Source organism: Vulgatibacter incomptus (genome assembly GCF_001263175.1).
GTDB classification, from domain to species: domain Bacteria; phylum Myxococcota; class Myxococcia; order Myxococcales; family Vulgatibacteraceae; genus Vulgatibacter; species Vulgatibacter incomptus.
On record NZ_CP012332.1, the window covers coordinates 2,488,097 to 2,513,072 of the forward strand.

The following is a 24,976-nucleotide window of genomic DNA, read 5'->3' on the forward strand; positions in this document are numbered from 1 at the left end:
CTCAGATCCCGCTGTAGCCGGTGGAGGTCCCACCCGTGGTTTCCACTCCCGTGTTGCCGGCAGTGGAGCCGATGTCTCCGTAGCCGCCGGTGTCGCCGGTCATCACGACCACCGCGCTCAAGCGGCTCCTGGCGACGATCCTTTCGCCGCTGAGGATGCGACCCTCGACGATCACCTGCGCCCCGCCTGCTGCCGGGGCGCCCCCCCACGCCACGTACTCCGCCCGGAGCCCGGGAGGCGCCGGCACCTCCCTGGGCGTCTCCGTGAACGGAGCGCCGGACAAGGGGTCGGAGAACTCCGTTCCTCCGCTCGCGGCCCGCTGGTCGAGGACGAGCGAAGGCTGGAAGCCGACGAGGAGGTGCGAGAGGCCGGTCTCCGCCGCGGCCCGCGCCAGCGCGGAACGCTCGCGCGCCTCGGCGGCGAGGCGATCGCTCGAGGCCACGTAGAGGGTGGTGGTGCCCACGATGGTCACCACGACGAGGGCGAGGAGCACGAGCAGGAGCGTGAAGCCCCTCTCGTCCGCCCGCCGCGATGTCGACGTAGATGCGTCCACGGAAGGGTCCTCCTACTGCAAGAAGCTCGAGAGCGCCTTGAGCTCGAAGCTGCTCTCCATCAGGGAAACCCGCGCCGTCCCCGGCCGGGAGCCACCGAGGTCGACGCCACCGGAGAAATTCGGATCGTTTCTCGGCTCGACCACCTTGAAGGCCACGCTCACCGCGCGGATCCGGTTGACGTCGAGGACGTAGCGGAGGTCGTCGGCGAAGCTCGGCGTCAGCAGGGTGGCGCTCGAGGTGGTGTCCCTTCGCAGGCCGACGATCTGCGGGGCGTAGCCCGGCGACGTCGTCGGCGGCAGGTAGGGCGGCACCGCCGACACCGGCGCCGCCGCCCAGACCGTGGCGTCGGCGGGGAAGGCGAAGAAGCGCACGGGCGGAAGCAGGAAGGAGCGCGTCCTCGTCGCACGCTGGGTGAATGCCGGGTCGCCCACGTAGACGTCGCCGGGGACGCTCATCACCTGATAGAGGAAGACCGAGTAGTCCCGGCGGTTGTCGAAGGTGACGCCGTCCGGGCTGGAGCGCATCTGGTTGTCGACCACCACGTCGTCGAGGAGCACCTCGACCCTGGGTGCCTGTCCCCGAACGAGAAGGGATTCGAGATCCTCTCGAGGCGACCCACGTAGCCCGTGCGCGTGCCTCCCAGCGAGACAGGCCCTGCGGTCCTGGGCACGAACTGGTAGGTCACGACGTTGTCTCCGTTGGCCGCGAACGGTCCGGACGGGAGGACGTCGTCGGCGGTCCCGAGGATGCCGTCCGGTCCTGCGCCCCACGCGTAACGGGCGATGGTGATCCGCCAGGGGTGGGGCTCGAGGATCGCGGCGCAGCCAAAGGGCGCGCCCGCCCCGAGGCAGGGATCGGGGAGGAGCTGCACCGAATCGCCGGCGGAGCGGATGTCCCTGCCGATCAGGTCCAGGGCGATCCGCCCGCGGGAGGTGAGCTCCGTGGCGCGCTCCTGGGCGGCGGAGGCCTCGCTCGCGCGGGTGATGAAGGCGAACGCCGCCGCGACGACCACCAGGGAGATCGTGCCGGCGACCATCAGCTCGATGAGAGAGAAGCCACGCTCCCGCATCACCAGCTCCCGACCAGTACGGCGGAGACGTGGCGTGCCTGTACGCCGCTCGTCCCCTGCCAGAGCACCTTGACCAGCGCGTCGATGGAGCCCGTCGGATAGCCGGCGGGGGCCGCGGCGAGGCGGTAGCACACCCAGTACACGTTGCCCTCGAAGCGGAACGCCAGGGGGCCCACCCCGTAGTTCGTCCCGGGCCCGGGGTCGACCGCGCCTGCGGGGTTGCAGCCCGCGATGGCGCCTCCGTTCCCGTTGACGGCCTCGTCGATCCGGTAGGGGAGCCTGTCGGCGGCCCAGGCGTTGGCAGCGGTGACGGCTACACCCTCGGAGAGACCGGACACCGGCCCGGCCATGCCGCCGTCGAAGCGCACCTCGGTTCGCAGCCGCTCCAGGATCTCGTTCCCGAGATGCTGGGCGGCGGAGACCTTGCGCGCCTGCACCGAGCGGGCGATCGAGTAGCCGATGAGCTGGGCGCTGCCGACGAGGCCGATGGCCAACACGGCCATGGCCACGAGGACCTCCACCAGTGTGAAACCTCGTTTCACGGACAGACCCATCCGTTCCCCTCGCGGCGATAGGTCCGGGTCATCCCGAGGCCGCTCCGGACGCCGACCGCCCGGATGTTCCGAGTCGGCCCCTCGCGAGGGACGAAGACCAGGGAGTCGCCGGTGAGGGCCGAGGTCTGGACCTCGCCGGACGGCAGGAAGGTGATCGCGCCGCCCGCGCAGAGGGAGCAGGCCGGGAGCGCCGCCTCCCCCTGGCATCCGAGCGCGATCGCGTTCGGCCCGAGGAGGATCCCGGTCTCGAAGCAAGCGGTGTCGAACACGCGGCCGGCGGCGCCGACGTCGGCGATCGAGTAGCTCGAGGCACACGCGCCGGATCCACCGGTGACGACCGTGAGGCGGACGGGGCGGTTCGTGCGGGCCGCGATCGCCGAGGCGCTGCGCACCGCTCCCCGAAATCGTGCCGCGGCGCCCGCCGCGCGGTAGCCGGGCAGCGTGCTCTGGATCGCCCAGGTCGACACGCCGAGCAGGATCCCCACGATGGTGATCACGAGCGCCAGCTCGATCAGGGTGAATCCGTGATCCCGACTTGCCATGGGCCGCCTCTGCCCGCCTGGCCAGTGGAAGCGCTTTTTCGAGGAACGGCGGTTCCAAACCGTCCACTACCAGGCGATCCGGTGCACCATTCCCGAGGCATGGAGGGGAATCAACCCCATGTTTTATGAAATCACACATTCATGTGAGGCGACACATTCGCCCATCGCCCCACATGAAACCACATGCGATCTCAGGCCCGGCGCAGGCGGCGCGCTGCCTCGGCCACCTTCGCGACGCCCTCGTCGAGCTCCGCGTCCGAGAGGTAGGGGGCCGGCCCGAGCCGCACGATCTCGCCGCGGGCGTCGACGAAGACTCCCGCCTCGCGGAGCGCACCCACGAGCTCCTGCGGGAACGCGCAGCGGAGCGCGACGAAGCCGCCACGGCGCTCGGGATCCCGCGACGAGACGACCTCCAGGCCGGCCTCCTCCGCTTTGAGCTCGCCCAGGCGATCGAGGATCCGCGAGGTCTGCCGGAGCGAGATCGCCCGCAGGCGCTCCGGCGTGAGGCCGTGGCTTTCGAAGTGATCTAGGACTGCGGCGGCACGGTAGAACGGCCCCGCGTCGTACGTGGAGCCGGCGAAGCGGCTGGAGCCCTTGCCGAAGCCGACGGGGCGCGCCCCCTCGCCGCGGGGCTGAGCCAGATCGGCGAAGTCGGCGAACCAGCCGGTGTAAACCGGCTTGCGGTCGCTGCCCGGCGGCACCCGCATGAAGCAGCACGCCTCGCCGAACTGCGCGTACTTGTAGCCGCCTGCGACGACGTAGACCTCGCCCGGGAGCGAGGCCAGGGGCAGCGGCACCACGTTGAACGCGTGGTAGACGTCCAGGAGGAGCGGCGCACCCACCTCCGCGGCTCGTGCGGCGATCGCCTGGAGGTCGCGGAGGACCCAGCCGTCCTCGAAGAAGACGGCGCTCAGGGCCACCAGCGAAGTGCCCGGCGCGATGGCGTCCACGATCCGCGCCTCGAGGCCCTCGCGTTTCCGTGCGTCGACCCAGTCCACGCGGACCCCGGCCTCCTGCAGACGCCGGAGCTGCCGGTCCAGGGAGTGGAACTCGCCCGAGGTGGTGACGACCCGGGTCCGGGAGTCGAAGGGCCAGCAGCTCAGGAGCCGGAACGCCAGCTCGTGGGTGTTCTGCCCGAAGACGAGGGAGGCCGCCTCCGACTCGCCGTAGCCGAGCCTCTGGGCCACGCCGCGCGCCACCCTGGCGACCACGGCGTCGACGGCCTCGGACCACTTGTCGTCCACGAAGGCCGCGGCGTCCCCGAAGGCATGGACCAGGGCGTCCCGGGCGACGTCGGGCCAGGCCTGGTGGGAGTGGCCGGTGAGGAGGATCCGCCCGGGCCGGAGAAAGGACTCGTAGGCCTCGCGGAACGAGGGCGGGGCATGAGCATCGAGGGAGTCGGTCCGCATCATCCCGCCACGATAGCGCAGCGCATCACGAAATCATCTGGGGATGAAGACCGGCGGCATTTGGGCTATAGGGGTTCCGCCCCTTGAAAGGCCAGGAGATCCAGCATGTCCCGTCCACGTCTCGTAGGAGCCGAAAAATCGGCGCCGTCGCTTGCCCCCGACCTTCTGGTGCGCATGCACGACCTGATGGTGAAGGCGCGCGTCCTCGAGGAGCGGCTGATCCAGATGTACAAGCAGGGTGACGGCTACTTCTGGATTGGCGGCCCCGGTGAGGAGGCGTTCAACGTCCCCCTGGGCCTGCTGATCAAGAAGGGTCAGGGCCCCGCCTTCGACTACCTCCACTTCCACTACCGGCAGTCGGCCACCTTCCTCGCCATGGGCGAGGAGCCCATCGGCGCCCTCAGGCAGATGAAGAACACCGCCACCGACCCCTACAGCGGCGGCAGGAACTTCGCGGGCCACTTCTCGAAGCGCGCATGGAACCTGGCGCCGGTGACCTCGCCCATCGAGGTGCAGTACGCGATGGCGCCGGGGACCGCGATGGCCCAGAAGCGCCACGGGGGCGACGGTATCAGCATCGTCACCGGAGGCGACGCCGGCACGGCCGAGGGCGATTTCGCCTCGTGCCTGGTGTGGAGCTCCCGCCCGGGGAACGAGCTGCCGGTGCTGATGATCGTGACCCACAACAAGTGGGGCATCTCCACCGCTTCCGACACCCAGCAGGGACCGAAGAACATCGCCGACCGCGCGACCGCCTTCGGGATCCGGAACAAGACCATCGAGGGCAACGATCCGGTGGTCGCGTACCAGGAGCTCCAGGAGGCCATGGACTACGTGCGCAAGGAGCGCAAGCCGTTCCTCCTCGAGGCCAGGGTCTCGCGGCTCTTCGGGCACTCCTCCGCCTCCGGCGCGAACATGGTCGAGGGCGAGCTCGATTGCATCTCGGCCTTCGAGGAGAAGCTCGAGGCCAGCGGCATCCTCACCCGTTCGCAGATGGACGAGGTTCGCGAGCGCTACACCGCCGAGATGTCGGCGATGGCGAAGCAGGTCCGCGAGGAGCCTCAGCCGAAGCCCGAAGACATCTGGAACCACATCTTCTTCGAAGGGAAGTAAGCAATGGCCAACATGGCACAGGCCATCCGCATGGCCCTCCACTACGGCGAGAAGCACCTGGGCGTCACCGACATCTTCGGTGAGGACGTGGGCATGCCCCTCGGCGGCGTGTTCACGCAGACCCAGGGTCTCGAGAAGTCCTGGAACACGCCCCTCGACGAGCGCGGCATCATCGGCATGGCCATGGGCCTCGCGATGGCCGGTGAGCGGCCCGTCGCCGAGATCCAGTTCGCCGACTACGTCTACAACACCATCGACCTGCTGAAGCTGGCGGGCAACACCTGCTGGGCGACCAACGGCGACTGGAACCTGCCGATGGTGGTGATGACGCCGGTGGGCGCCGGGATCCGCGGCTCCATCTACCACTCGCACTCCTTCGACGCGATGATGACCCACATCCCGGGTTGGAAGATCGTGCTGCCGTCGAACCCCCTCGACGCGTACGGCCTGCTGGTCTCGGCGATGCAGGAGCAGAACCCGGTGATGTACCTCCCGCCGAAGGCGCTGATGCGCATCCGGGGCGAGGAGCTGATCCCGGGCGAGCCGGAGGACCAGCGCGAGCTCTCCAAGATGATCGACGCGCCGCTGGGCGATCGCTCGAAGTGGAAGGCGAAGTGGCCGGCCCTCGAGGGCTACTCGGTGCCGATCGGCAAGGGCAAGATCGTACGCGAGGGCAAGCAGGTGACGGTGGTCAGCTACGGCCGCACCCTGCTCCTCTGTGCGGACGCGGCCAAGGAGCTCGCCGCAGAGGGGATCGACGCAGAGGTCATCGATCTGCGCAGCCTCTGGCCGTACGACTGGGAGATGATCCAGGCCTCCGTGAAGAAGACGGGCCGCGTGCTCTTCGTGAACGAGGACACCGAGGTCACGAACTTCGGTGAGCACCTGATCCGCCGCACGGTGGACGAGCTCTTCTACGAGCTCCTCGCCCCGCCCCGCCTGATCGCGGGCAAGTTCGTCCCAGGCATCGGCCTCTCGGACGCGCTGGAGCGGGCCTCGGTGCCCCAGCCCGAGGACGTCAAGTCCGCGATCCGCTCCCTAGCGCTCGAGCAGCCCTGATCAGGTAACGCGGGCGGTCGTCCCGGCGACCGCCCCGGTCCGGTCGCCCTTGCACCCTTCGTGGGCCTGTTCGCCATCCTACCTTCCCTCCAGCTTTCCTTCGGATGGCTGGGGGATGGGCGGGATCCACGAGAGGTGAACGGATGAAAGGGAAGAACAAGATCTCAATCATGGGGCTGGCGGTGCTGCTCGGCGCAGGCGCTGTCGCCGCCTGCCAGCAGCCCAAGACCGGGGCCCCGTCGGGGTCGCCGGGTGGCGGCAAGGCGGGCGGCGGAGGCATGGCGCAGGGCGCCGCGGGTTCCGGTGGCGCGGCGGCAGGCGCCGCGGGATCGGGCGGCATGGGCGGCATGGGCGGCATGGGCGGCGGTTCCGCTGGATCCGGCGGTATGGGTGGCATGGCGGAAGGCGCCTCCGCCACGGCTGGTTCCGGAGGCCAGGCGATTCGCGCCGCCGCAGGTGGAGCCGGGGGCAAGTCCATGGGCGCTGGCGGCGCCGGTGGCATGGGTCACCACTCGGGTGGCGCCGGCGGCAAGAAGGGTCATCACATGGGCGGCGCCGGCGGCAAGAAGGGCCACCACATGGGTGGCGCCGGCGGGAAGAGCCACTAACCGCACGTGACTCGACGAGGCGCTCGCCCCGACGGCCCGAAGGAACGGGGCCCGAAGGACGAGCGCCTTTTTCGTTCGCTCGCCTCCGGCTCGCGAGTGCTACGGCTTCGGGATCCGCAGGGTCTTGCTGATCATGGCCGTGCCGCTGAGGCCCCAGAGCAGCACGAGCCAGTGGATCTCCCAGAACCAGAGCTTGGTCGATCGCAGCGGCAGGTGATCCCCGACGAGGCCGTTGCCGGCGAGCACCGCCAACAACGCGACGAGCACGAGGCTCGTGGGGATCGGCGTCCCCTCGAAGTACTTCACCTTGCCCCGCACGTCCGCGAGCTCGGCGGCGGTGGCGTTGAACCGCGCGAGGCGGCTGATCCCGCACCCCACGAAGTAGAGGAGCACCACCGCGTCCCAGCCGCCGTCCATCCCCAGGGCGAAGGCGAGCGACGCAGGGGCGACGCCAAACGAGATGAGATCGGCGAGCGAGTCGAGCTCCTGGCCGAGAGCGGAGACGCGGCCCTGCTTCCGGGCGATCCAGCCGTCCGCCATGTCGAAGATCAGCGCGATCGGCAGGAGGATGAAGGCGGTCCAGAGCGCGTGGACGTTCCGGTCGCCCTGGTAACGCAGGATCGCGAGCACCGCGCCCATGCCCGAGAAGCCGTTGAGCAGGGTGATCAGGTCCGCGGGCTGGAAGTCGCGGATCATGTTCAGGTGGCGGCGATGTTCGCGGGGCAACGGACCCTCCTCCAGGAGACGGGCGGATACCGCAACAGGCTCCCGTCGAGAACGCCATAGCCGAAGCCGGGTTGCAAGGACGGCCTTCGGGTTAGAGTGCGCGCCGGACGCTCCTGGAGGAAGCATGACGCTCGCAATCGCCACCGACGCGCAGAAGAAGCAGAGGGATCGGCTGACCCACGCGGCGTGGGGCCAGCGCCTCTCGCTCGCCGAGTTCCGCTCGCGGGAGGAGCAGCTCCGCGACCACCCGTGGGCCCGGGAGGCGATGACGACCTGGTTTTCCATCGACGAGCACGGCGAGCCTCTGGCCTCGTGCGAGACCTTCCGCATGCGGAGCGTCCGGCAGGTGGACGGCGGGCACATCGAAGGCTCCACCTACGCCATCGCCAGCGTCTACACCGAAGAGGCGCTCCGGGGGAGGGGCCACGCCCGGGCGATGATCGAGGAGGTCTGCACGGCGCTCCAGGCGAAGGATCCGCAGGCGCAGTCCGCCATCCTCTTCTCGGAGGTCGGGGCCTCGCTCTACCGGCGCGCCGGCTTCCGGGAGCGCCCCTGGCGCGAGAGGCTCTTCGCCGCCGAGAAGGGGGAGCTGCCGAACGGGGTCGCGCTCCTCGGCGAGGCCGAGCTCGCTCAGGCCCTGGACGCCCTGCCCCTTCCCGACGAGCCCTTCGTGGTCTGGCCGACCGCCCTGCAGCTCGACTGGCACCTCGAGCGGGAGCGGGCCTACGCCCGCCTGATGGACCGCCAGCGCCCGAAGGCGGTCGGCGCGACCTGCGGCGACGCCACGCTCCTCTGGGCGGGTGATCTGAAGAATGGGCGCCTCTCGGTCCTGGTCGGGTGCTCGCCCGATCCGGACGACTCGAAGCGCTTGATCCGGGCAGCAGCCGCCGTCGCCTGGAACGCGGGGCTCAACGCCGTTCACGTTTGGGAGATGCCCTCGATCCACCTCGCCGGTGGGGAAGGCTTCGCGCTGGACGCCGACGACCTGCCGATGGTCCGGCCCTTCACGCCGGACCTCGCCGCGCAGGACTGGAAGAGCATCCCGCGCGCACTCTGGGTGTAGCTTCCAGCCTTCGCGGGAGCGCGTGAATCCTTCGCGCTCTCAGTCGATCGAGCAGCCGGAGATCGTGCCTGCCCAGGCGTCGTCCCGCGCCGACCACGCCGCCGTAGGAAGCCAGCGAACGAAGAAGCCCGAGACCTTCCGCTGGACGTCGAGGTCGCAGCGGGCGTTGAAGCGCTTGAGCTCGTCCCGATTCTTCCCCTGGGGCTGATCCCTCTCGAGGCGCGCGGCCAGCGCGGGCTCCGACCAGAGATCCGGGATGAGGACGAGCACGTTGTCGACCGTCATGTACGGCGCGAGGATCCCCTTGCCCGACTTCGCGGCCTCGGACGGCGAGCCGTCCTTCTCGAAGGCGCAGCGTGCGTCGGCCACCGCCTCCGAACCGGCACAAGCCAGATCGTAGGCGTCCGCGGACACCAGGGTGATTCGCACCGGCACCTTCTTGCCCGGAGCGAAGTTCGAGGGCGCAGATCGGCCAGCGGTCGGGGCCAGCTCGGTGAATACGAGGAAGAGCGCGAGCCCGATCGCTGCGGCGAGGATCACCTTCCGCTCGCTCGTCACGGCAGTTTCACTCAAAAGATGGTCCTCTCATTGGGCGAAGGGCCGCCTGCCATCGAGGCGGGCGGCCCTTTTCCAACCGCTCCCCCAACCTGCGGAGGAGCGATCTCATTCGATCAACGACCGGCCGGGAAGTTGTTGTAACCGCCGCCGTCCACGTCGATGTAGACCGGGTTGGCGAAGGCCATCGGCCGCACGCCCTTCTCGCCGTCGAAGAAGAGCGGCGCGAGGTCCGCCGGAACCGGCTCCATCACCCTGAGGCCGTCCCTGGTATCCGTCACAGTCCGGACGACCACCACGTAGTAGGTGTCCGCCTCGGGCTGGAAGGTGAAGCTCTTGTTGATCATCTTCTTCTGGCGCTGGGTGATGAGACCCTCGCTGTCGACGAAGTCCTCGAACTCGTTGCCGTCGGTCGTGGTCATGTCGACCTCGAAGCGGGCGCCCGAGCCGTCCGCCTGGGTGGCCACGGAGTCGATCGGCCAGGACTCGTTCGGCATGCCGCCGGCGGCCTCACGCCCCGCCTTGTGGGAGTAGACCTCGATGCGGTTGTACTTCATCCACATCGGGCTCTGCACCGTGACGTCGAGCCTGACCAGGGCGCCGTTGGAGGCGAGGACCTCGCCGGGGCCCACGGTGTTCCCGCCGCTGGAGGCCTTGACCGTGATGAACGGACCGTTACCCGCAACGACGCGGCCCGCCTTGAGCGACTGGTAGAAGGTGTCCATCTCCACCTTGTCGGCCGTGTCCTTGCCATCGCCGACGTAGACCCAGGTCCTGGGCGTTCCGGGCGACGGGTTCACCCTGCCGTTGGCGCCGGACGAGGCGGTGCCGGTGACGACGAGGCCCTGCGAGAGGAAGGTGAGCCAGTCGTTCATCATCGTCTTGAACATGGCCGGATCGGAGCTTCCCATGACCTCGAGGGCGTGGAAGTTCTTCGAGAAGAGACCGGTGTCGTCGGAGCTGGCGCCGTCGACTTGCATCATCCCGAGGGTCCCGGGATCCGCGTGGGTGGCGAGCGTATCGGTGTCGAGCTTCAGGTTGGTGAAGAGGCCACCGGGACCACGGGCGTTGTTGATCAGGATCACCTTGGCGTCGCGTCCGAGAGCGGACTCGAAGAGCGCGTTCGGGGAGAGGAGCAGACCGTCGGCACCGGTCCAGGCGATCGCGCCGTTGCCCGGGAGGGTGGAATCGGCGTTGAGCGGGAATACGGTCATGCGGCCGAGGCCCGTGGGCGCCATCTCCGAGCCGGTTACCGTACGGACCCAGCGGTTCGCTTCGAGGAGCTCGGCGGTGGGGCCGAGATCCGTCACCCGGTCGGTGTCCGCCGAGATGGCCAGCTCGATGCCGTCGCCGACGAGGCCCTGGACGCGGGAGAGCCGGGAGACCTGCGTGCCGCGAGAGTCGTTGCTCCGGGCCCGGAGGTCCGTGCTGATCCATCCCTTGGTGTTGACGATCCGGGCCACGATGCCCATCGCGGGCTGCGCGGGCACGCCCAGTTCGGGGGGCGGAGGCGGAGGCGTGAGCTGGCCCGCCGTGACCGTGATCGGCATGCCCTTTCCGTCGGACGCGAACGACATCGGATAGGACTCGTACTCGGGGCCGCCGGAGAGGATGTAGTCGTAGCTGCCGACCGGGAGATCCACCACCATCGGCGGGCCGACGGTGTAGCCCACGTAGGCCACGGTGTCGGCGGGGTACCTCACGGTCTCCATGTCGCGGAAGAGCCACTCGCCCTCTCGCGAGGGGCAGGGTCCGTTCTTGCAGCGGACCACGACGCGGCCGGGGATGGAGGGCGCGGCTTCCACGTTGCGGGGATCGTAGGCACGCATCTTCACCCAGAACCGGCCGGCCGCAGGGAGCTCGAGGGTCACGTTCGCGTCGTTTTCGGACGAGATGGTCGCTTCCACAGCGGGCGAGACCAGGCCCGGAAGGCTCGCAGAGAGGGTGTAGGTTCCCACGGGGACGATGGCGTCGAAGCGGCCCTCGGCGTCAGCGGTGAAGACCGTGACGATCTGGCCCTCGTCGACCACGGCCACGCGCGCGCCGGCGCCCTCGTAGCCGCCGGTCACCTTGCCCGTGACGCGGCCGGTCTGCTCGCGACGCATCGCGAAGATCCCTTCGGTGACGTCCGAGATCGAGGTCCCCACCACGATCGAGCGCTCGTAGATGGCGCTCTTCTCCGGGGGAACGACCACCGCGCCCTTGGGCGCCTTCTGCGGATCGAGCGGCTTGGTGTACGGCTGCAGGGAGTTCGAACCCTGCACCGACGCGATGAAGCCGTCGGTCGAGACGAGCAGGTTCGGGCCCTTGCCGTCGCCAGGCACCAGCGCGTAGGCGGAGTCGTCGCCCTGGAACGCGATCCAGGGGACATCGTCCCGCTCAGCGGCAGCGCCCCAGCCGCTGGGGCTGAAGCGGTCCTCGATCGTGCCGGGCTCGACGAGGTCGCCGACCGGGATCACCTTGGTGACCTCGCCGGCGTTGCAGAACGCCGTGACGCTCCGGATCCGGTGCGCGCCCGGTGCGAGGATGTAGTACTGCGTCACCGTCACGTCTTCGCCGAGCTCGGCCTTCGGATCGACCATGAGCTTGGCGCTCCCGGTGAACGAGCCGTTCACCGAGCGGACGAGATCGACGCCGGGATGCAGGGCGTCGGCGCCCTCCACCTTGAGGACCACCGCCTTGCCGTCCTTGCCGTCGGCGACGACGGTGAAGGACTTCTCGTCCTTGGGCGCGAGCGTCCGGCCGAAGTTGAAGAGGGGCGAGACCGCGCCGAGCACGTCCTTGCCCTCGCCGGACGGACGCGCGATGTCGACGTCGACGAGCTTGCCGCCGAGGGCGTCGGCTCCGAACCCCTTGTGCACGCCCTGGACGACAGCCCGGATCTTCCCGTTCTCGAGGAGCCAGTCGCCGACCCTGCCGCGGCTCGCCGCGCCCTCGACCAGGTCCGCGCCGCCCTTGATCTGACGGATCGAGGCGGTGCCTTCCCCTTCACGGACCGTGTAGGAGGCGAGATCGATCTCGCAAGTCGGGTCATCGGTCCCCCCGCTCCCACCACCACCACCACCCTCATTTTTGCTACCACCGCAGGCGCCGAGCACGAGTGCCAGGCAGCCGGTTGCGGCCACCAGAAAACGATGCATGAACGAAGCTCCTCTCATCCGGGGGAAGGGAGCCTAGCACCAAGCCGCCGAAGACGTCACCACCGAACGGTTGTCCACCTCCTAATGGGGCAGGCCGGCAGGAAGGGGCTCTCGGCCGGCGGGAATTAGCCGAGGAGCCTCGCCAGCTTGAGGCCCAGGGCCATGTCCATAGGGGCGAGCTTCAGCTTTCCGGACATCGCGGCCATGTTGGGGTTCAGCCGACCGGTGGCGATGCCCACGAAGTCGGCGTCACCGCACGTGACGGTCATGGCGGGCTTGCCAACCGCCCCGGGAACCACCTGCCCCTCGGGCCCCGTGCAGTCGAGGGTCCACTCCCCTCCCCCACTTCCCGTGATTCGGAAGAGCACGCGGGCGCCGATCTCCCTCGAAAGGGAGGGCTCGGCGTGCAGGCGGCCCGGGATGGTCTCCTCGAGGATCTCTCTCACGGTCGGCTGCGCCATCGTCCCCTCCGTGGCATCTGGCGTTTCTACCACGCCTGGCCGACCGGGGCTTTCCACCGGGCCGGCGAGGCAGCAGCTTGAACCCGAGAGGGTCGAATTGGACGAGATCTCGGAAGACATCGAAGCGGGCTCCGAGGAGAGCGAGCGCCTGCTCCTCGAACGGGCGGAAGCCGGCGAGAGGAGCCGGACGCGCGAGGAGCTCCTCGGGATCGCCAGCCACGACCTCCGCTCGCCTCTGGCGAACATCCGCTCCTACGCGGGGATGATCCTCATGGGCCGCGGCGCGCCGCTGGATCCGAGGGTCAAGCGCGCGGCCCAGGTCATCGCGAAGAACGCGGATCGCGGGCTCCGCCAGATCGACGACCTCGTGGACCTGCTCCGGGCGGAGAGCGGCCACCTCGAGCTGGACCGGGACGAGGCACCGCTGGACGAGCTGCTGCGGGTCGCCTTCGAAGAGGCCCGTCAGCCGGCACAGGAGCGCGAGGTCTCCCTGGAGTGGGCGGCACCAGGCGATCTTCCCACAGTAAACGTGGACGGAGACAAGCTGAGGCGCGCCGTGCGGGCGCTCCTGGACGCGGCGGTGCGCCGAGCTCCACAGGGATCGACGGTCCGGCTCACGGCGGACGCGAGAAAGGATGAGATCCAGATCGCCGTGGACGACGAAGGAGATCGCCCCGACCGCGACGAGGTCCAGGCGGCCTTCGATTGGGAGACGCAGGCGGTCGCGTCCCACAAGCTCGCGGCAGGCGTCTCCCTCGCGCTGGCCAAGGAGGTCGCCAAGGCCCATGGCGGTCGCGCGGGCGTGATCCCCGGCGCCTCGGTCGGGAGCACCTGGTTCCTCGTCGTGCCCAAAGACTGAGGTCGCGCTACCACTTCGAAGGCTGGAGCGGCCGGAGCTGGCGCTTGTCGCCCGAGCTCCGCAGCTTGTCGGCCCTCGCCGTGACCTCGGCCGCAGCGCGCCGATCGCCGCGGCGGTCGAAGAAGCGGGCGAGCCGGCGCAGCGGCGCCTCCTTTCCCGGCTGCCTCTGCACCAGCCAGTCGAGCTGCGCCCGCGCCTCTTCGTAGCGCCCTGCCGACTCCAGCGCGTCGGCGTAGCGGCTGCGGAGCGCGTCGTCGAACGGCGTCTGCGTCAGGGCGATGCCGTACTCGTCCGCGGCCTCCCCGTGGCGGGAGAGGCGCGACAGGATCGCGGCGCGCCGCTCCCGGACCAGGGTCTGCTCGGGGAGCAGCTCCAGGCACCTCTTCAGGTGCGCCTCGCTCGCTCGATCGTCTCCCGCCAGCTCGGCGAGCTCGCCCAGGAGGCGGTGCAGCCGGGGGATTTCGCGGTTCGCGGGCTCGAGCCGGAGCAGGTCGGCGCGGGCCTCGTCGATCCCCTCCCGCCGCGCGATCGCGCGCTCGGCCTTCTCCATGTAGGGCAGCGGCCACGTCGGCGCGCGGTGGATGGCTTCGTCGAAGCCGACGTTGGGGGCGGCCCGGGCTTCGCCCGCTGCCGGGAGGTATTTCCCCCAATCGACGGCCGCGCCGTCCTCCGCTGCTGCGGAGGCGGGGATCAGGAAGAGAAACGTCAGAGCGGCGATTGGACGGAGCTGCCTCATGCGGGCGCGGATCATACACGAGGTCCGATTCGGGCGAGCGGACCGCGGAACGGTCGGTATAGTTCGGGCCCTGGAGAACCCAAGATGTTTGCAATCCCTGAGCGGACCCTCCGCGACCTCGGCTGGCGACAGCTCACCACGGCCCTCGCCGAGCGTACCTCCACCCCGCGCGGGCGCGCCCTCGCCCAGGCGCTCCCCTTCCTCTCCCGCAAGGACGAGATCGAGCGCTCGCTCTCGCGGATCGCGGAGGCCAGGCTCCTCCTGCGAAAGGAGCTCTCACTTCCGGTGGGCGGCGCCGAGGACGTGCGCGACCTCCTCTCCTTCGCGGCCAAGGGCGCGACCCTCGAGGCGGCGCAGCTCGTCGCCTGCGCGCGCCTGATCCGGGCGGCGAGCCGGACGCGCACCTTCCTCCACGCCCAGCGCCTCGAGGCTCCGGCGCTCGCGGCGGAGTCCCAGGCGCTCGCGGACGCGTCCTCCCTCGCCTCGCGGATCGAGACCTCCTTCGAGCCCTCCGGCCGCCTCAAGGACTCCGCGAGCGCGATGCTCGGATCGCTGCGCGACCGAGCGCGCGGCCTGCACCACGAGATCAAGGGGCGCCTCGATGAGCTGATGGCGGATCGGGACTTCTCCGCCACCCTCCGGGACGAGTACCTCTCGATCCGCAACGACCGCTACGTGGTGCCGGTGAACGCGTCCTTCCGCTCGAAGGTGCCCGGCATTGTCCACAACGCCTCCAACTCCGGCCAGACCCTCTTCATCGAGCCCCAGACGATCGTGGGCCTGGGCAACGACCTCTCCATCGCCGAGTCGATGGCGGCGGAGGAGGAGCGCCGGGTGCTCCAGGAGCTCTCCTCCGACCTGGGCGAGCGCAGCGGGGAGCTGATCGAGGCGGTGGAGCTGCTGGCGAAGCTGGACCTGGCGGAAGCGGCCGGGCGCCTCGCAGACGACCTCGACGCCTCCGCTCCCCGGCTCACCGAGGGCCGCGGGCGGATCTCGCTGCGCGCCGTGCGGCATCCCCTCCTCGTGCTGCAGGGCAAGAAGGTCGTGGCCAACGACCTCTCCCTCGCGCAGGGGGAGCGGGCGCTGGTGGTGTCCGGACCGAACGCCGGCGGCAAGACGGTGACGATCACCGCCGTCGGCCTCTGTGCCCTCCTCGTCCGGGCAGGCATGCCCATCCCGGCCGAGGCCGACTCGGAGGTCCCGCTCTTCTCGACGGTGTCGAGCGCCATCGGCGACGAGCAGGATCTCGCCCGAGACCTCTCCACGTTCTCCGCGCACCTAACGACCCTCAAGGAGATCCTCGCGAGGGCAGGCGAAGGCGCGCTGGTGCTCATCGACGAGATCGCCGCCGACACCGATCCTCGCGAGGGCGCCGCGATCGCCTCGGCCGTCCTCGGCGACCTGGTGGAAAAGGGCGCCCGGGTGCTGGTGACCACGCACCTGGAGGAGCTGAAGGCCCTCGGCCTCGCCGATTCGCGCTTCGCCAACGCCCGGGTCGGCCTCGACCCGCGGACCCTCACCCCCACCTTCAAGCTCGAGCTCGGCGCCGCGGGTCTCTCAAGCGCGCTGGAGATCGCGGCCCGGGTGGGCCTCCCCGCCGCCGTGCTCGACGTGGCCCGAACGCGGCTCCACGGCGGGAGCGCTCTCGCCGTGGCCCTCGAGCAGCTCGAGGCGGAGAGGCGCGAGGCCCACGGCGAACGGACGCGGCTCGAGGCGGAGCGCCGCGAGGTGGCCACCCTCCGGGCGGAGGTGCAGGCCGCGCGAGTCGAGGCCGATGCGGCGCGGCGCGAAGCGGAGGCGCGGGTGCGCGACGAGCTGCGCGCGGAGCTCGAGGCGGCGAGGCGCGAGGTCGGCGAGCTCCTCGCCCGGCTCACGGCGCGGCCCGCGGTCTCCGAGGCCGTCCAGGCGCAGAAGAGCCTGCAGGACAAGGCCGCCGAGCAGGAGCGGGCCTCCGCGCGGGCGCGTGCCCACGTCCAGGCGATGCGGGAGGAGAAGCAGGTGCTCCCGGCCCAGGCGATCCGGCCCGGCGCCCGGGTGCGGGTAGCCTCCCTCGGCCGCGACGCCGAGGTGGTGGAGCTCGGCAGGGATCATGCGCTGGTGGCGGTCGGTCCGCTCAAGACCCGCGTGAAGCTCGACGACCTCCTGCCGCTGGCAGGCAAGGCGCCCTCCCCCACCGCGGGCAGGCCGCCCGGCGGCGGCAAGACGACCCGGGCGGGCAGGGCCGAGGCCCTCGCCGCGGGCGCCATCGCTGGCCCGGAGGCGCGCTGCGACATCCGGGGCCTCCGCGCCGACGAGGCGGTGCGCGAGATCGAGCTCTTCCTCGATCGGGCGTATTCCGAGGGCCCGGCGGTTGTGTCGATCCTCCACGGCCACGGCACGGGCGCCCTGAAGAAGACCGTACGCGAGGCCCTCGCCGCCTCGCCCTACGTGGCGGACTCGCGGCCCGGCGACCGCCACGAGGGCGGCGACGCGGTCACCATCGTGGAGCTCCGCTCGTAGAGAGCCGATTCCGGCCGGTCTTGCGCCCCCCGCGTCGGGGGCGCAGGTTTCCCAATAAGGGGCGCGCCGTGTCGGAGCAGGAATCGAAACAGGCCAAGAAGATCTTCGCCGTCACCACCTCGACGGGTCTGTCCGACCGCGGTTGGACCGAGCTCCTGCGACCGACGCGAGGGATCCCGGCAGCGGAAAAGGGGATCCCCGAGAGCTCGGGCGAGGAGGCGTGGAACGCCCGGTCGCCGGCCGAGCCCGTCGAGCCCGAGATCGATCGATAAACGAGTCGCCTGAAGGCGCGAGCCGAGACAACGGCGGCGACCCTGTTGGCGCAGGGCCGCCTCCCGCGCCGGGCGCGCGCTCGCTCAGCGCTTCTTGGCCGAGCGCTCGCCTTTGCCGGGCCTCGTCTTCGTCTTGGCGCCCTTGGCTTTGCCGCCCTTGGCCTTGGCAGGAGCCTTCCCGCCTCGGGCGGGAGCCGGTCTCGCCGAAGTCCTGCCCCGCCCTTCCGGCTTCGCCCCTCGCTTCGGCGGGCCCGCCTTCCGCGCGCCTTCCCGACGGGTCTGCCGCGCGATCGCCATCGAGAGGGGCGAGGTCCCGACGCGGCCGAAGGGAGTCTCGGGGAAGACCGGCGCCTCGCCTTCCTCCTCACCGACGAGGAGAGCGAGGCTGATTTGCCTCTTCGCGAGATCCACCGAGGCGATCTCGACTCGGACCCGATCGCCCATGCCGAAGGCGCGCCCCGTGGCGGGGAAGACCAGGCGGTAGCGCTCCTCGTCCAGCTCCCAGCTCGTACCCAGCTCCTCGGCCCGGACCAGGCCCTCGACCGGGAGCTCGTCGAGCTCGGCGAAGAAGCCGAAGTCGGTGACGGAGATCACGGTGGCGTCGAACGCCTCGCCGACCCGGTCCCGCACGAACAGGCACTTGAAGTACTGATCGATCTCACGCTCGGCCTCGGTGGCGGCCCGCTCCCTCTCGGACGACTGGGCGGCGAGCCCGTCGAGGCGCTCCTCCAGCGCGGCCAGCTCGTGGCCCCGAGGCGCGCTCCCGCCCCGCGCCCAGTGCTCCTTGAGGAGGCGGTGGACGAGGAGATCCGGGTAGCGGCGGATGGGCGAGGTGAAGTGGAGGTAGTGCTCTGCCGCCAGGCCGTAGTGGCCGATGTTCTCGGGCTGGTAGACCGCCTGCATCATCGACCGCAGGAGCATCGTGTTCAGCGCGCGCTGCTGCGGGGTCCCCTCGATGGCGCGCAGGAGCTCGCCGAGCCTCGTGGGGGGCATCCCCTCCTCGAGGTCGAAGGAGAAGCCCACCGCCGTGGCGAGGCGGGCGAAGTTCTCGAGCTTCTCCGGATCGGGCTCGCCGTGGACGCGATAGACGGACGGCAGCTCCCGCTCGGAGAAGTAGCGCGCCACCGCCTCGTTCGCGGCGAGCATGAACTCCTCGATCATCCGGTGGGCGTCGTTGCGCTCGCGCCGGACGATCGCGGTGGGGAGCATGTGCTCGTCGAGGATGGCGCGGGACTCCGGGAGGTCGAAGTCCAGCGCGCCCCGCTTGGTGCGCTGCTGGCGGAGCTTCGCCGCGAGCTCGCCGGCCAGGCGCAGGTCCTTCTCGAGGGGGCGCCCGCGGGCTGGCGGGGCAGCCAGGACCTCCGCGACCTTCTCGTAGGTCCAGCGCTGGTGGGAGCGCATGACCCCCTCGTAGATCTCCGCCTCCACCGGCTTGCCCTCGCGATCGAGCGCGAGGTCGCAGACCATGCAGAGCCGATCCACGCCGGGGTTCAGCGAGCAGATCCCGTTCGAGAGGTTCTCCGGGAGCATCGGCAGGACGTGGTTCGGGAAGTAGACCGACGTGGCCCGCGAGACGGCCTCATCGTCCAGCCTCGTATTCGGGGTGACGTAGTGCGCCACATCGGCGATCGCCACGACCAGCCGGTAGCCGCTGCGCAGCTTCTCGACGAAGACCGCGTCGTCGAAGTCCCGGGCGTCCTCGCCGTCGATGGTCACCAGGCGCAGCTCGCGCAGATCCCGGCGGCCCGCGTGGTCTGCTTCCGAGACCTCGGGCGGAACGGCTTCGGCCTCCCGCCGCACCTCGTCGGGGAAGTCCTCGGAGAAGCCGTTCGCGTACGCGACCTCCAGCACCTCGACGATCGGGTCGCCGGGCTCTCCGACCACCTTCTCGATGGTGCCGCGGAGGGCGCCGGTCTCGTCGGCGTATGAGGTGATGGCGACCTTCACCACCTGTCCGGCCTTCGCTTCGGGAATGGGCTTCACCGACACGAAGCGCGGCAGGGTGGGATCCACCGGCGTGACGAAGGCCGCCTTCCCACGGAGCTCGAGGGTGCCGAGGAAGTTCCGGCGCCGGTGCGAGACGATCTCCACGAGCACGCCGGCGTCCCTGCCGAACTTGCCGCGGACCACGCGCACCCGGAGGAGGTCGCCGTCCATGGCCTCGCGGAGCTCATGGGGAGGCAGGAAGACATCGTCGCCCTCGGGGCCCTCGAGCCTCTTCACGAAGCCGTAGCCCTCGGGCCGGAGGGTGAGCCTGCCGACGACCTCGCCGGCGCCTCGAGCCGGGCGTCCCCCCTCTTCCCTGACGCCCCGGGGCCTCGCTCCGGGCTCGCCGCGCGGCGCCGGGGCACGCTCACGGCGGGCGGGCTTCTCTTGCTTCCACGGGCGGGCGGGAGGGCCCTCGCGCCTCGCCTCCATCGCCTTGGGTCCGGGCCTCGCGCCCGCCTCGGCCGCTTTGGGGCTTGGCCTGGCGCCCGCCTCGGGCGGCGCCTTCCTCGGCCGCTCGCGGACCACCACGGGCGCGCCCGAGACCGCGCGTCGGAAGCGTCGGCCATCGCGCTCCAGGGTCCCGGCGCGGGTCAGCTCGCGCAGCCGGCGCTTGAGCGCGGTGTACTCGCCGGGGTGGATCCCGGCTTTTTCGGCGATCTGCCGGGCGGAGAGGAGCTCGCCCCTCCCCCTATCGACCGCCTCCAGAATCGCTTCGTCTCTTGGCATTGCTTCCTACATGCGCACGATTCGCAGGAAGCGGGAAGAGGATTCACCGTCGGCTCGCCTTCAGCGAATCGGCTCCGTGGGGCCTCCTGCCCTCAGGAAGGCGTCGAAGCCCCCCTCGATGAGGAAGACGTCGGCGTAGCCGTCACCGAGGAGCTCGAGCGCGACCGACTCCTGCGCCGCGAGATCGGCCAGCAGCAGGAGCGAGCGGCCCCGCGGGATCTCCGCCTTGTGCGAGAGGATCCCATCGGCGGGGAGGCGGATGGCCCCTGGCATGGTCTCGCCGCTCGATCGCCTCGACGACTCGGAGCGTGCGTCGATCACGGCGAAGCGCTCTCCGTACGACAGCCTCCTGCGGAGCTCGTCTGGATGGATCATCGTGAACGCGAGCCCGCCCTGCGCGACCTGCATGAACGCCTCCAGGTTGTGGGCCGGCCCGAGCGCTCGCCCAGGAACTCTCGATGCCGCCGCCCCGTCCCGAGCCGGCCCTGACCATGACTTTGTTCACGTGACGAAGAGGCCGCATCCGCCGGGTTCGTGCGCCGCGATCGGGGCGCGCATCCGGGCGGGCGTGCAGCTGGCGGCTCGACGGGCGTGAAAGAGAGCGGCCGCGCGCCAGGCGGGCGATCCGCCCTACGTCCGGAGCGTCGAAGCCGTCCTCAGTCGTCGCCGCCGCTGGAAGCAGGCGGCACGGAAGGCCCGCCGACGACGACCTTCATGATGCGCGGGGTCTCCGAGCGCGAAAGGACGTCGCACGACGGGCAGGCGTGCGCGGGAACCGGCGTGCTGCAGGATCGGCAGCTCCCGAGGGCACGGAGCGCGGCGTCGAACTCGGCGCTCAGCCGATGGAGCGCCGCCAGCCTGCGCTGGGTCCGATCGAGCTGCTCGGCGAGCGCGGAGCCGAAGCGTTCGGATAGCTCCGGCGCGCTCGTGCAGCCTTCGCGCATGCGCAGCAGCTCGCGGATCTCCTCGATGGAGAGGTCGAGCTCCCGCAGATCGGCGATCAGCGTGAGGCGCTCGAGGTCCCCCTCGGTGTAGAGCCGGCGGCCGCCCTTGCCCACGACCGAAGGCTCGAGGAGCCCCGCCTCCTCGTAGAAGCGGACGGTCCGCAGCGTCGTACCCGAGCGCCGGGCGAGATCGCCGGTACTGAGTGTCGCCTCAGAAGGAATGGACGTATCCGTCTCCACGTCATCCAGAGATAGCGGCGCGATCAAGGCCTGTCAAACGGGACGATGCCGCAGAGCAAGGTCGATCGCCCGGCGCAGCCCCCTGAAGGGGACCGCCGCCTTGGCCTCCTCGAGCGGGAGCCAGGCAGCGCTCACGTGCTCGGCGGGATCGATCCGCACCGCGGCGTCCCGGGGCGCCCAGGCCGCGAAGGCGTGCTCCTGGACGAAGAGGGGCTCGTCGCCGAAGCCGAACGCGTGGATGTAGCGGAGATCCGTGACGGGGACCGAGAGACCCGTCTCCTCCCCCAGCTCGCGCGCTGCCGCGTGGGCCGCGTCCTCGCCGGCCTCGATCCGCCCGGTGACGATCTGCTCGAAACCGCCCCGTTCGGGAGTTCGGCGCAGGAGGAGCACCTCGGGCCCGCTCCGGCCCTCGCGCAGCACCGCGACGGAGATCGTGCGCAGGTCGAAGCCCCGCTCCTCCAGCGGCCACTCGAAGACCTCGCCGAACTCGCGGGCCACCCGGACCGCGACCTCGTCGGGATCGATCAGCTTGCCGAGGAGCTGCGACATGCTGCTCACCCCGCGCTCCGCGATTCCGCAGGGGACGATCATGCCGAAGTGGGAGAGGTCCGGCATCACGTTCAGGGCGAAGCCGTGGGTCGTGATCCACTTCTTGATGTGGATGCCGATCGCACAGATCTTCACCGCGTCGGGGTCTTCCTCGCCGCCGACCCATACGCCCGTCCACTTGGGGACGCGGCCGGCGGTGATCCCGTAGCCGGCGAGGGTGCGGATCATCGCCTCCTCGACGCCGCGCACGTAGCGCCGCACGTCCTGGCGGTCGGGCTTGAGGTCGAAGATCGGGTATCCGACGAGCTGCCCAGGGCCGTGGTAGGTGACGTCACCGCCCCGATCGGTCTCGAAGACCTCCACTCCCTTCGCCGCGAGCTCGTCAGGCGAGAGCAGCACGTTGGCGGCCTTCGCCGCCCGGCCCATCGTCAGCACCGGGGGATGCTCGAGGAGGAGGAGCGTGTCGGGCGCGCGGCCCTGGTCGCGGGCCTTCGCCAGCGCCTGCATGAGGGCGAGGCCGTCCTCGTATTCCACGCGGCCGAGGCGCCGCACCACGAGCTTGCGATCCATCTCGATTCACCGAAACCGCGGACGAGCGGGCTCCGCCTGCCGTCCGCGACGCTCGAACGCACGCGGACGGCCTGGCATTCGCCGACTCAGGCCCCTGCCTTCTCCCGGGCGAGGGAGGCCAGGCACTCGTCGCGCTGCTCGCGCAGGTGCCACGGCAGCTCGCCGAAGACGTCGTCGAAGAGGGTCTCGGGCTCCGGATCCGGCCCGGCCTCCGCCGCCGCGATCGCCTCGTTCACCTCGGCGAGGAGCTCGTCGCGAAGCGCCTTGTCCTTCTCCTCGCTCCAGAGGCCGCCTTCGCAGAGCTCGCGGAAGAGGGCCTGGATGGGATCGCGCTTCGCCCAGGCGTCGACCTCGGCCTGGTCGCGGTAGCGCGAGGGATCGTCCGAGGACGAGTGCGCGCCCATGCGGTAGGTCTCGCACTCGAGGAGGGTCGGTCCCTCGCCCCGCCGGGCCCGGGCGATCGCCTCGGTGGCGGCGGCGTAGACCGCCTTCGCGTCGTTTCCGTCGACCTTCACGCCGGGGAAGCCGTAGGCCGCCGCCTTCATGGCGTAGGTCTCGGAGGCGGTCTGGCCCTTGGTGCTGATCGAGATCGCCCAGTGGTTGTTCTGGCAAATGAAGACCACCGGCACCTTGAACACGCCGGCGAAGTTCAGCGCCGTGTGGAAGTCCGCCGCAGAGGTGGCGCCGTCGCCCATGAAGGCGAGGACCACCGTGGAGTCGCCGCGGAGCTTCGCCGCCCAGGCGGCGCCCACCGCCTGCGGGAGCTGGGTGCCGATGCAGCTCCCCCAGGAGACCTGGTTCACGCTGCGTGAAGCCGGATGAGACGGCATCTGCCGTCCCTTGGTCTCGTCGAGGGCGTTGCCGAAGACCTGTGCCAGGTAGGGCACGAGCGGGAAGCCCCGCATCAGCATCGCGGAGGACTCGCGGAGCGCCGGGAAGATCCAGTCGGAGGGCTCGAGGGCGATGGCCGCCGCGAGGTAGGCCGCTTCCTGGCCCGTGCAGGCGCCGTAGAAGCCGATGCGGCCCTGGCGCTGCAGGGTCATCATCCGCTCGTCCACCGTGCGGATCCGCAGCATCGAGCGGTAGAGGCGCAGGGCCACGTCGTCCGGGAGACCCACGCCCTTCGCGCGATCGGCGCCGCGGGCGGTCTTCGCCATCATCGGCTGCGCGCCCGCCGTCTTCGCCTTCGGAGCGGGCGGCGCCTTCACGGCCTTCGCCTTCGCGGCCACAGCGGCGGCCGGCGCCTTTGTCGCCTTCGCGACGGCGGCTGCCTTCGCCTTCGGGGCTGCTGCCGGCTGCGCCTTCGCCGCCTTCGACCTTCCAACCGCCTTTGCCATCGGCGAATCCTCCAAAGGATGGCGGGACCGCAAAAGACCCCGCCTCTTCACCGCCGCGCGCACGGCGCGCTGGCGGCGATCGACCGTCAGGCCATCTCGAGCATCAGCTTGTCGGGATCGGTCACGAGATCGATCACGTCGTACGCGAACTTCGCGCCCTCGGCGCCGTCCACGTTCCGGTGATCGAAGGCCCACGAGAGGTTCATGATGTCGCGCACCACGATCTCGCCCGCGTCGTTCACCACCGGCCGCTTGCGCATCCGGTGCACGCCCATGATCGCCACCTCGGGGTGGTTCAGGATCGGCGTGGCGAAGAGCCCGCCCGTCTGCCCGAGGGAGGTGATCGTGAACGTGCCGCCACCGATGTCCGCCTGGGAGAGCTTGCGATTCCGCGCGGCGTCCGAGAGGCGCACGATCTCCTTCGCGATCTCGCGCATCGAGAGCTTGTCCGCGTGGTGGATCACCGGCACCACCAGGCCATCGTCCGTGGCGACGGCGATGCCGATGTTGTACTCGCCGCGGATCACCAGCTCCTGGGCCGCCTCGTCCATCACCGCGTTGCAGCGGGGGTTCTTCTTGAGGGCGCCGATCACGGCCTTCACGATGAAGGGCAGGAAGCTGAGCTTCTCTCCGCTCTTGGCGAGCTTGGCGTTCAGGCGGTCGCGGAGGGCCACGAGGTCGGTGGCGTCGACCTCCTCCACGAAGTGGTAGTGCGGCGCGCTCTGCTTCGACCGCACGAGGTTCTCGGCGATCTTGCGGCGCAGGCCCCGGATCGGGATCCGCTGGTCCGCCGCTGTGGCGACGACGGCCGGCGCGGGCGGGAGCTGCATGCCCGGCTGCGCCGCGGGGACGGCCTGGTTCGCGGCTCCCCCGGAGACGAAGCCCAGGAGGTCTTCCTTGGTCACCCGACCCTGGGGGCCGGTGCCGACGACGGCGGCCAGGTTGACGCCGTGCTCGCGGGCCATGCGCCGGGTCACGGGCGTGGCGAGGACGCGCCGGCCCTCCTCCGCTGCAGGCGCCGCCTTCGGCGCGGCGGCCGCGGCGGGCGCGGGAGCGGCGGCGTGGGCGGCGGCAGGAGCCGGAGCCTCGGCGGCGCCGCCCTCGGTCTCGAGGACCACGAGGGTCCCGTGGACCTTGGCGATCTCGCCCTCGTTGCCGTGGCGCTCCACGACCTTGCCGGCCTTCGGCGACGGGATGGTCACGGTGGCCTTGTCGGTCATCACCTCGACCAGCGCCTGGTCCTCGGCGATGGTGTCACCGACGCTCACCAGCCACTTGACGATCTCGCCCTCGACGACGCCCTCGCCGATGTCCGGGAGCCTGAACTCGAACTTTGCCATGGGTTGCATCTCTCCCTGCTGCGATTGCTAGAGCCGGCTGCCGCGGCGGGCGCCGACGAAAA

At 70.5% G+C, this 24,976-nt stretch carries 24 protein-coding genes; 7 read left to right on the forward strand and 17 right to left on the reverse strand.

All coding sequences use genetic code 11. From position 1 onward, the window contains the following. Position 1 precedes the first annotated feature (1 nt). The 6 genes from AKJ08_RS10275 to AKJ08_RS10300 all read right to left on the reverse strand — a co-directional run bounded on the left by AKJ08_RS10275 (position 2) and on the right by AKJ08_RS10300 (position 4,131). Positions 2 to 553 (reverse strand): hypothetical protein, encoded by a 552-nt coding sequence (locus tag AKJ08_RS10275; RefSeq protein ID WP_050725983.1) that lies wholly within the window; start codon positions 551 to 553, stop codon positions 2 to 4. A gap of 12 nt (positions 554 to 565) precedes the next feature. Continuing rightward, complete coding sequence (locus tag AKJ08_RS10280) at positions 566 to 1,078, reverse strand: hypothetical protein (protein ID WP_050725984.1); 513 nt, start codon at positions 1,076 to 1,078, stop codon at positions 566 to 568. Continuing rightward, positions 1,009 to 1,623 carry a PilW family protein gene (locus tag AKJ08_RS10285; RefSeq protein ID WP_050725985.1) on the reverse strand — a complete coding sequence of 205 codons (615 nt, stop codon included), beginning with the start codon at positions 1,621 to 1,623 and terminating at the stop codon, positions 1,009 to 1,011. The genes AKJ08_RS10280 and AKJ08_RS10285 overlap by 70 nt, the downstream gene beginning before the upstream one ends. Further along, complete coding sequence (locus AKJ08_RS10290) at positions 1,623 to 2,165, reverse strand: type IV pilus modification PilV family protein (protein ID WP_169788800.1); 543 nt, start codon at positions 2,163 to 2,165, stop codon at positions 1,623 to 1,625. Before AKJ08_RS10290 ends, AKJ08_RS10285 begins: the two co-directional genes overlap by 1 nt. After that, entirely contained in the window at positions 2,162 to 2,719 is a 558-nt protein-coding gene (locus AKJ08_RS10295) for a pilus assembly FimT family protein (protein WP_050725987.1), read from the reverse strand. Before AKJ08_RS10295 ends, AKJ08_RS10290 begins: the two co-directional genes overlap by 4 nt. A gap of 191 nt (positions 2,720 to 2,910) precedes the next feature. Continuing rightward, on the reverse strand, positions 2,911 to 4,131 hold the full coding sequence (locus AKJ08_RS10300) for a kynureninase/PvdN C-terminal domain-containing protein (protein WP_050725988.1): 1,221 nt from the start codon (positions 4,129 to 4,131) through the stop codon (positions 2,911 to 2,913). A gap of 102 nt (positions 4,132 to 4,233) precedes the next feature. Between AKJ08_RS10300 and AKJ08_RS10305 the strand changes: the two genes are divergently transcribed. The 3 genes from AKJ08_RS10305 to AKJ08_RS10315 all read left to right on the forward strand — a co-directional run bounded on the left by AKJ08_RS10305 (position 4,234) and on the right by AKJ08_RS10315 (position 6,908). Beyond that, positions 4,234 to 5,241: a thiamine pyrophosphate-dependent dehydrogenase E1 component subunit alpha gene (locus AKJ08_RS10305; protein ID WP_050725989.1), complete on the forward strand. Its 1,008-nt coding sequence runs from the start codon at positions 4,234 to 4,236 to the stop codon at positions 5,239 to 5,241. Between the two features lie 3 nt (positions 5,242 to 5,244). After that, positions 5,245 to 6,300: an alpha-ketoacid dehydrogenase subunit beta gene (locus AKJ08_RS10310; RefSeq protein WP_050725990.1), complete on the forward strand. Its 1,056-nt coding sequence runs from the start codon at positions 5,245 to 5,247 to the stop codon at positions 6,298 to 6,300. 143 nt (positions 6,301 to 6,443) lie between these two features. Continuing rightward, a complete protein-coding gene (locus tag AKJ08_RS10315) occupies positions 6,444 to 6,908 on the forward strand; it encodes a hypothetical protein (protein ID WP_050725991.1) in 465 nt (154 codons plus the stop codon). Positions 6,909 to 7,007: 99 nt separating this feature from the next. On the opposite strand, the gene pssA is transcribed toward AKJ08_RS10315, so the two are convergent. Then, entirely contained in the window at positions 7,008 to 7,634 is a 627-nt protein-coding gene (pssA, locus tag AKJ08_RS10320; protein ID WP_338062162.1) for a CDP-diacylglycerol--serine O-phosphatidyltransferase, read from the reverse strand. A 124-nt stretch (positions 7,635 to 7,758) separates the two neighbouring features. On the opposite strand from pssA, the gene AKJ08_RS10325 reads away from it, so the two are divergent. Next, entirely contained in the window at positions 7,759 to 8,697 is a 939-nt protein-coding gene (locus tag AKJ08_RS10325; RefSeq protein ID WP_050725992.1) for a GNAT family N-acetyltransferase, read from the forward strand. 39 nt (positions 8,698 to 8,736) lie between these two features. Here AKJ08_RS10325 and AKJ08_RS10330 read toward each other — a convergent pair whose 3' ends face one another. From AKJ08_RS10330 to AKJ08_RS10340, 3 genes are all read right to left on the reverse strand, one after another. Then, on the reverse strand, positions 8,737 to 9,270 hold the full coding sequence (locus AKJ08_RS10330) for a hypothetical protein (RefSeq protein ID WP_157370607.1): 534 nt from the start codon (positions 9,268 to 9,270) through the stop codon (positions 8,737 to 8,739). Positions 9,271 to 9,368: 98 nt separating this feature from the next. Further along, positions 9,369 to 12,392 (reverse strand): carboxypeptidase regulatory-like domain-containing protein, encoded by a 3,024-nt coding sequence (locus AKJ08_RS10335; protein WP_050725994.1) that lies wholly within the window; start codon positions 12,390 to 12,392, stop codon positions 9,369 to 9,371. A gap of 125 nt (positions 12,393 to 12,517) precedes the next feature. Further along, entirely contained in the window at positions 12,518 to 12,853 is a 336-nt protein-coding gene (locus AKJ08_RS10340) for an SCP2 sterol-binding domain-containing protein (protein ID WP_050725995.1), read from the reverse strand. Positions 12,854 to 12,950: 97 nt separating this feature from the next. Between AKJ08_RS10340 and AKJ08_RS10345 the strand changes: the two genes are divergently transcribed. After that, the gene (locus AKJ08_RS10345; protein ID WP_050725996.1) at positions 12,951 to 13,712 is read left to right on the forward strand and encodes a sensor histidine kinase; all 762 of its coding nucleotides are present in this window, start codon (positions 12,951 to 12,953) and stop codon (positions 13,710 to 13,712) included. A gap of 7 nt (positions 13,713 to 13,719) precedes the next feature. On the opposite strand, the gene AKJ08_RS10350 is transcribed toward AKJ08_RS10345, so the two are convergent. After that, positions 13,720 to 14,463 (reverse strand): tetratricopeptide repeat protein, encoded by a 744-nt coding sequence (locus AKJ08_RS10350; protein ID WP_050725997.1) that lies wholly within the window; start codon positions 14,461 to 14,463, stop codon positions 13,720 to 13,722. 69 nt (positions 14,464 to 14,532) lie between these two features. Between AKJ08_RS10350 and AKJ08_RS10355 the strand changes: the two genes are divergently transcribed. Continuing rightward, the gene (locus AKJ08_RS10355) at positions 14,533 to 16,947 is read left to right on the forward strand and encodes an endonuclease MutS2 (RefSeq protein ID WP_050725998.1); all 2,415 of its coding nucleotides are present in this window, start codon (positions 14,533 to 14,535) and stop codon (positions 16,945 to 16,947) included. 68 nt (positions 16,948 to 17,015) lie between these two features. Then, positions 17,016 to 17,219 (forward strand): hypothetical protein, encoded by a 204-nt coding sequence (locus tag AKJ08_RS10360; RefSeq protein ID WP_050725999.1) that lies wholly within the window; start codon positions 17,016 to 17,018, stop codon positions 17,217 to 17,219. A gap of 84 nt (positions 17,220 to 17,303) precedes the next feature. Here AKJ08_RS10360 and rnr read toward each other — a convergent pair whose 3' ends face one another. The 6 genes from rnr to AKJ08_RS10390 form a co-directional block, all read right to left on the reverse strand. Next, a complete protein-coding gene (gene rnr / locus AKJ08_RS10365) occupies positions 17,304 to 19,934 on the reverse strand; it encodes a ribonuclease R (RefSeq protein ID WP_050726000.1) in 2,631 nt (876 codons plus the stop codon). A gap of 60 nt (positions 19,935 to 19,994) precedes the next feature. Next, positions 19,995 to 20,342, reverse strand: coding sequence for a rhodanese-like domain-containing protein (locus tag AKJ08_RS10370; protein WP_050726001.1), 348 nt, complete (start codon positions 20,340 to 20,342; stop codon positions 19,995 to 19,997). Positions 20,343 to 20,590: 248 nt separating this feature from the next. Then, a complete protein-coding gene (locus AKJ08_RS10375) occupies positions 20,591 to 21,118 on the reverse strand; it encodes a helix-turn-helix domain-containing protein (protein ID WP_050726002.1) in 528 nt (175 codons plus the stop codon). 33 nt (positions 21,119 to 21,151) lie between these two features. Continuing rightward, positions 21,152 to 22,237 carry a lipoyl(octanoyl) transferase LipB gene (gene lipB / locus AKJ08_RS10380; RefSeq protein WP_050726003.1) on the reverse strand — a complete coding sequence of 362 codons (1,086 nt, stop codon included), beginning with the start codon at positions 22,235 to 22,237 and terminating at the stop codon, positions 21,152 to 21,154. Positions 22,238 to 22,323: 86 nt separating this feature from the next. Further along, positions 22,324 to 23,574 (reverse strand): thiamine pyrophosphate-dependent dehydrogenase E1 component subunit alpha, encoded by a 1,251-nt coding sequence (locus tag AKJ08_RS10385; RefSeq protein WP_082343045.1) that lies wholly within the window; start codon positions 23,572 to 23,574, stop codon positions 22,324 to 22,326. An 86-nt stretch (positions 23,575 to 23,660) separates the two neighbouring features. Continuing rightward, positions 23,661 to 24,914 carry a dihydrolipoamide acetyltransferase family protein gene (locus AKJ08_RS10390; protein WP_050726004.1) on the reverse strand — a complete coding sequence of 418 codons (1,254 nt, stop codon included), beginning with the start codon at positions 24,912 to 24,914 and terminating at the stop codon, positions 23,661 to 23,663. Between the last annotated feature and the right edge of the window lie 62 nt (positions 24,915 to 24,976).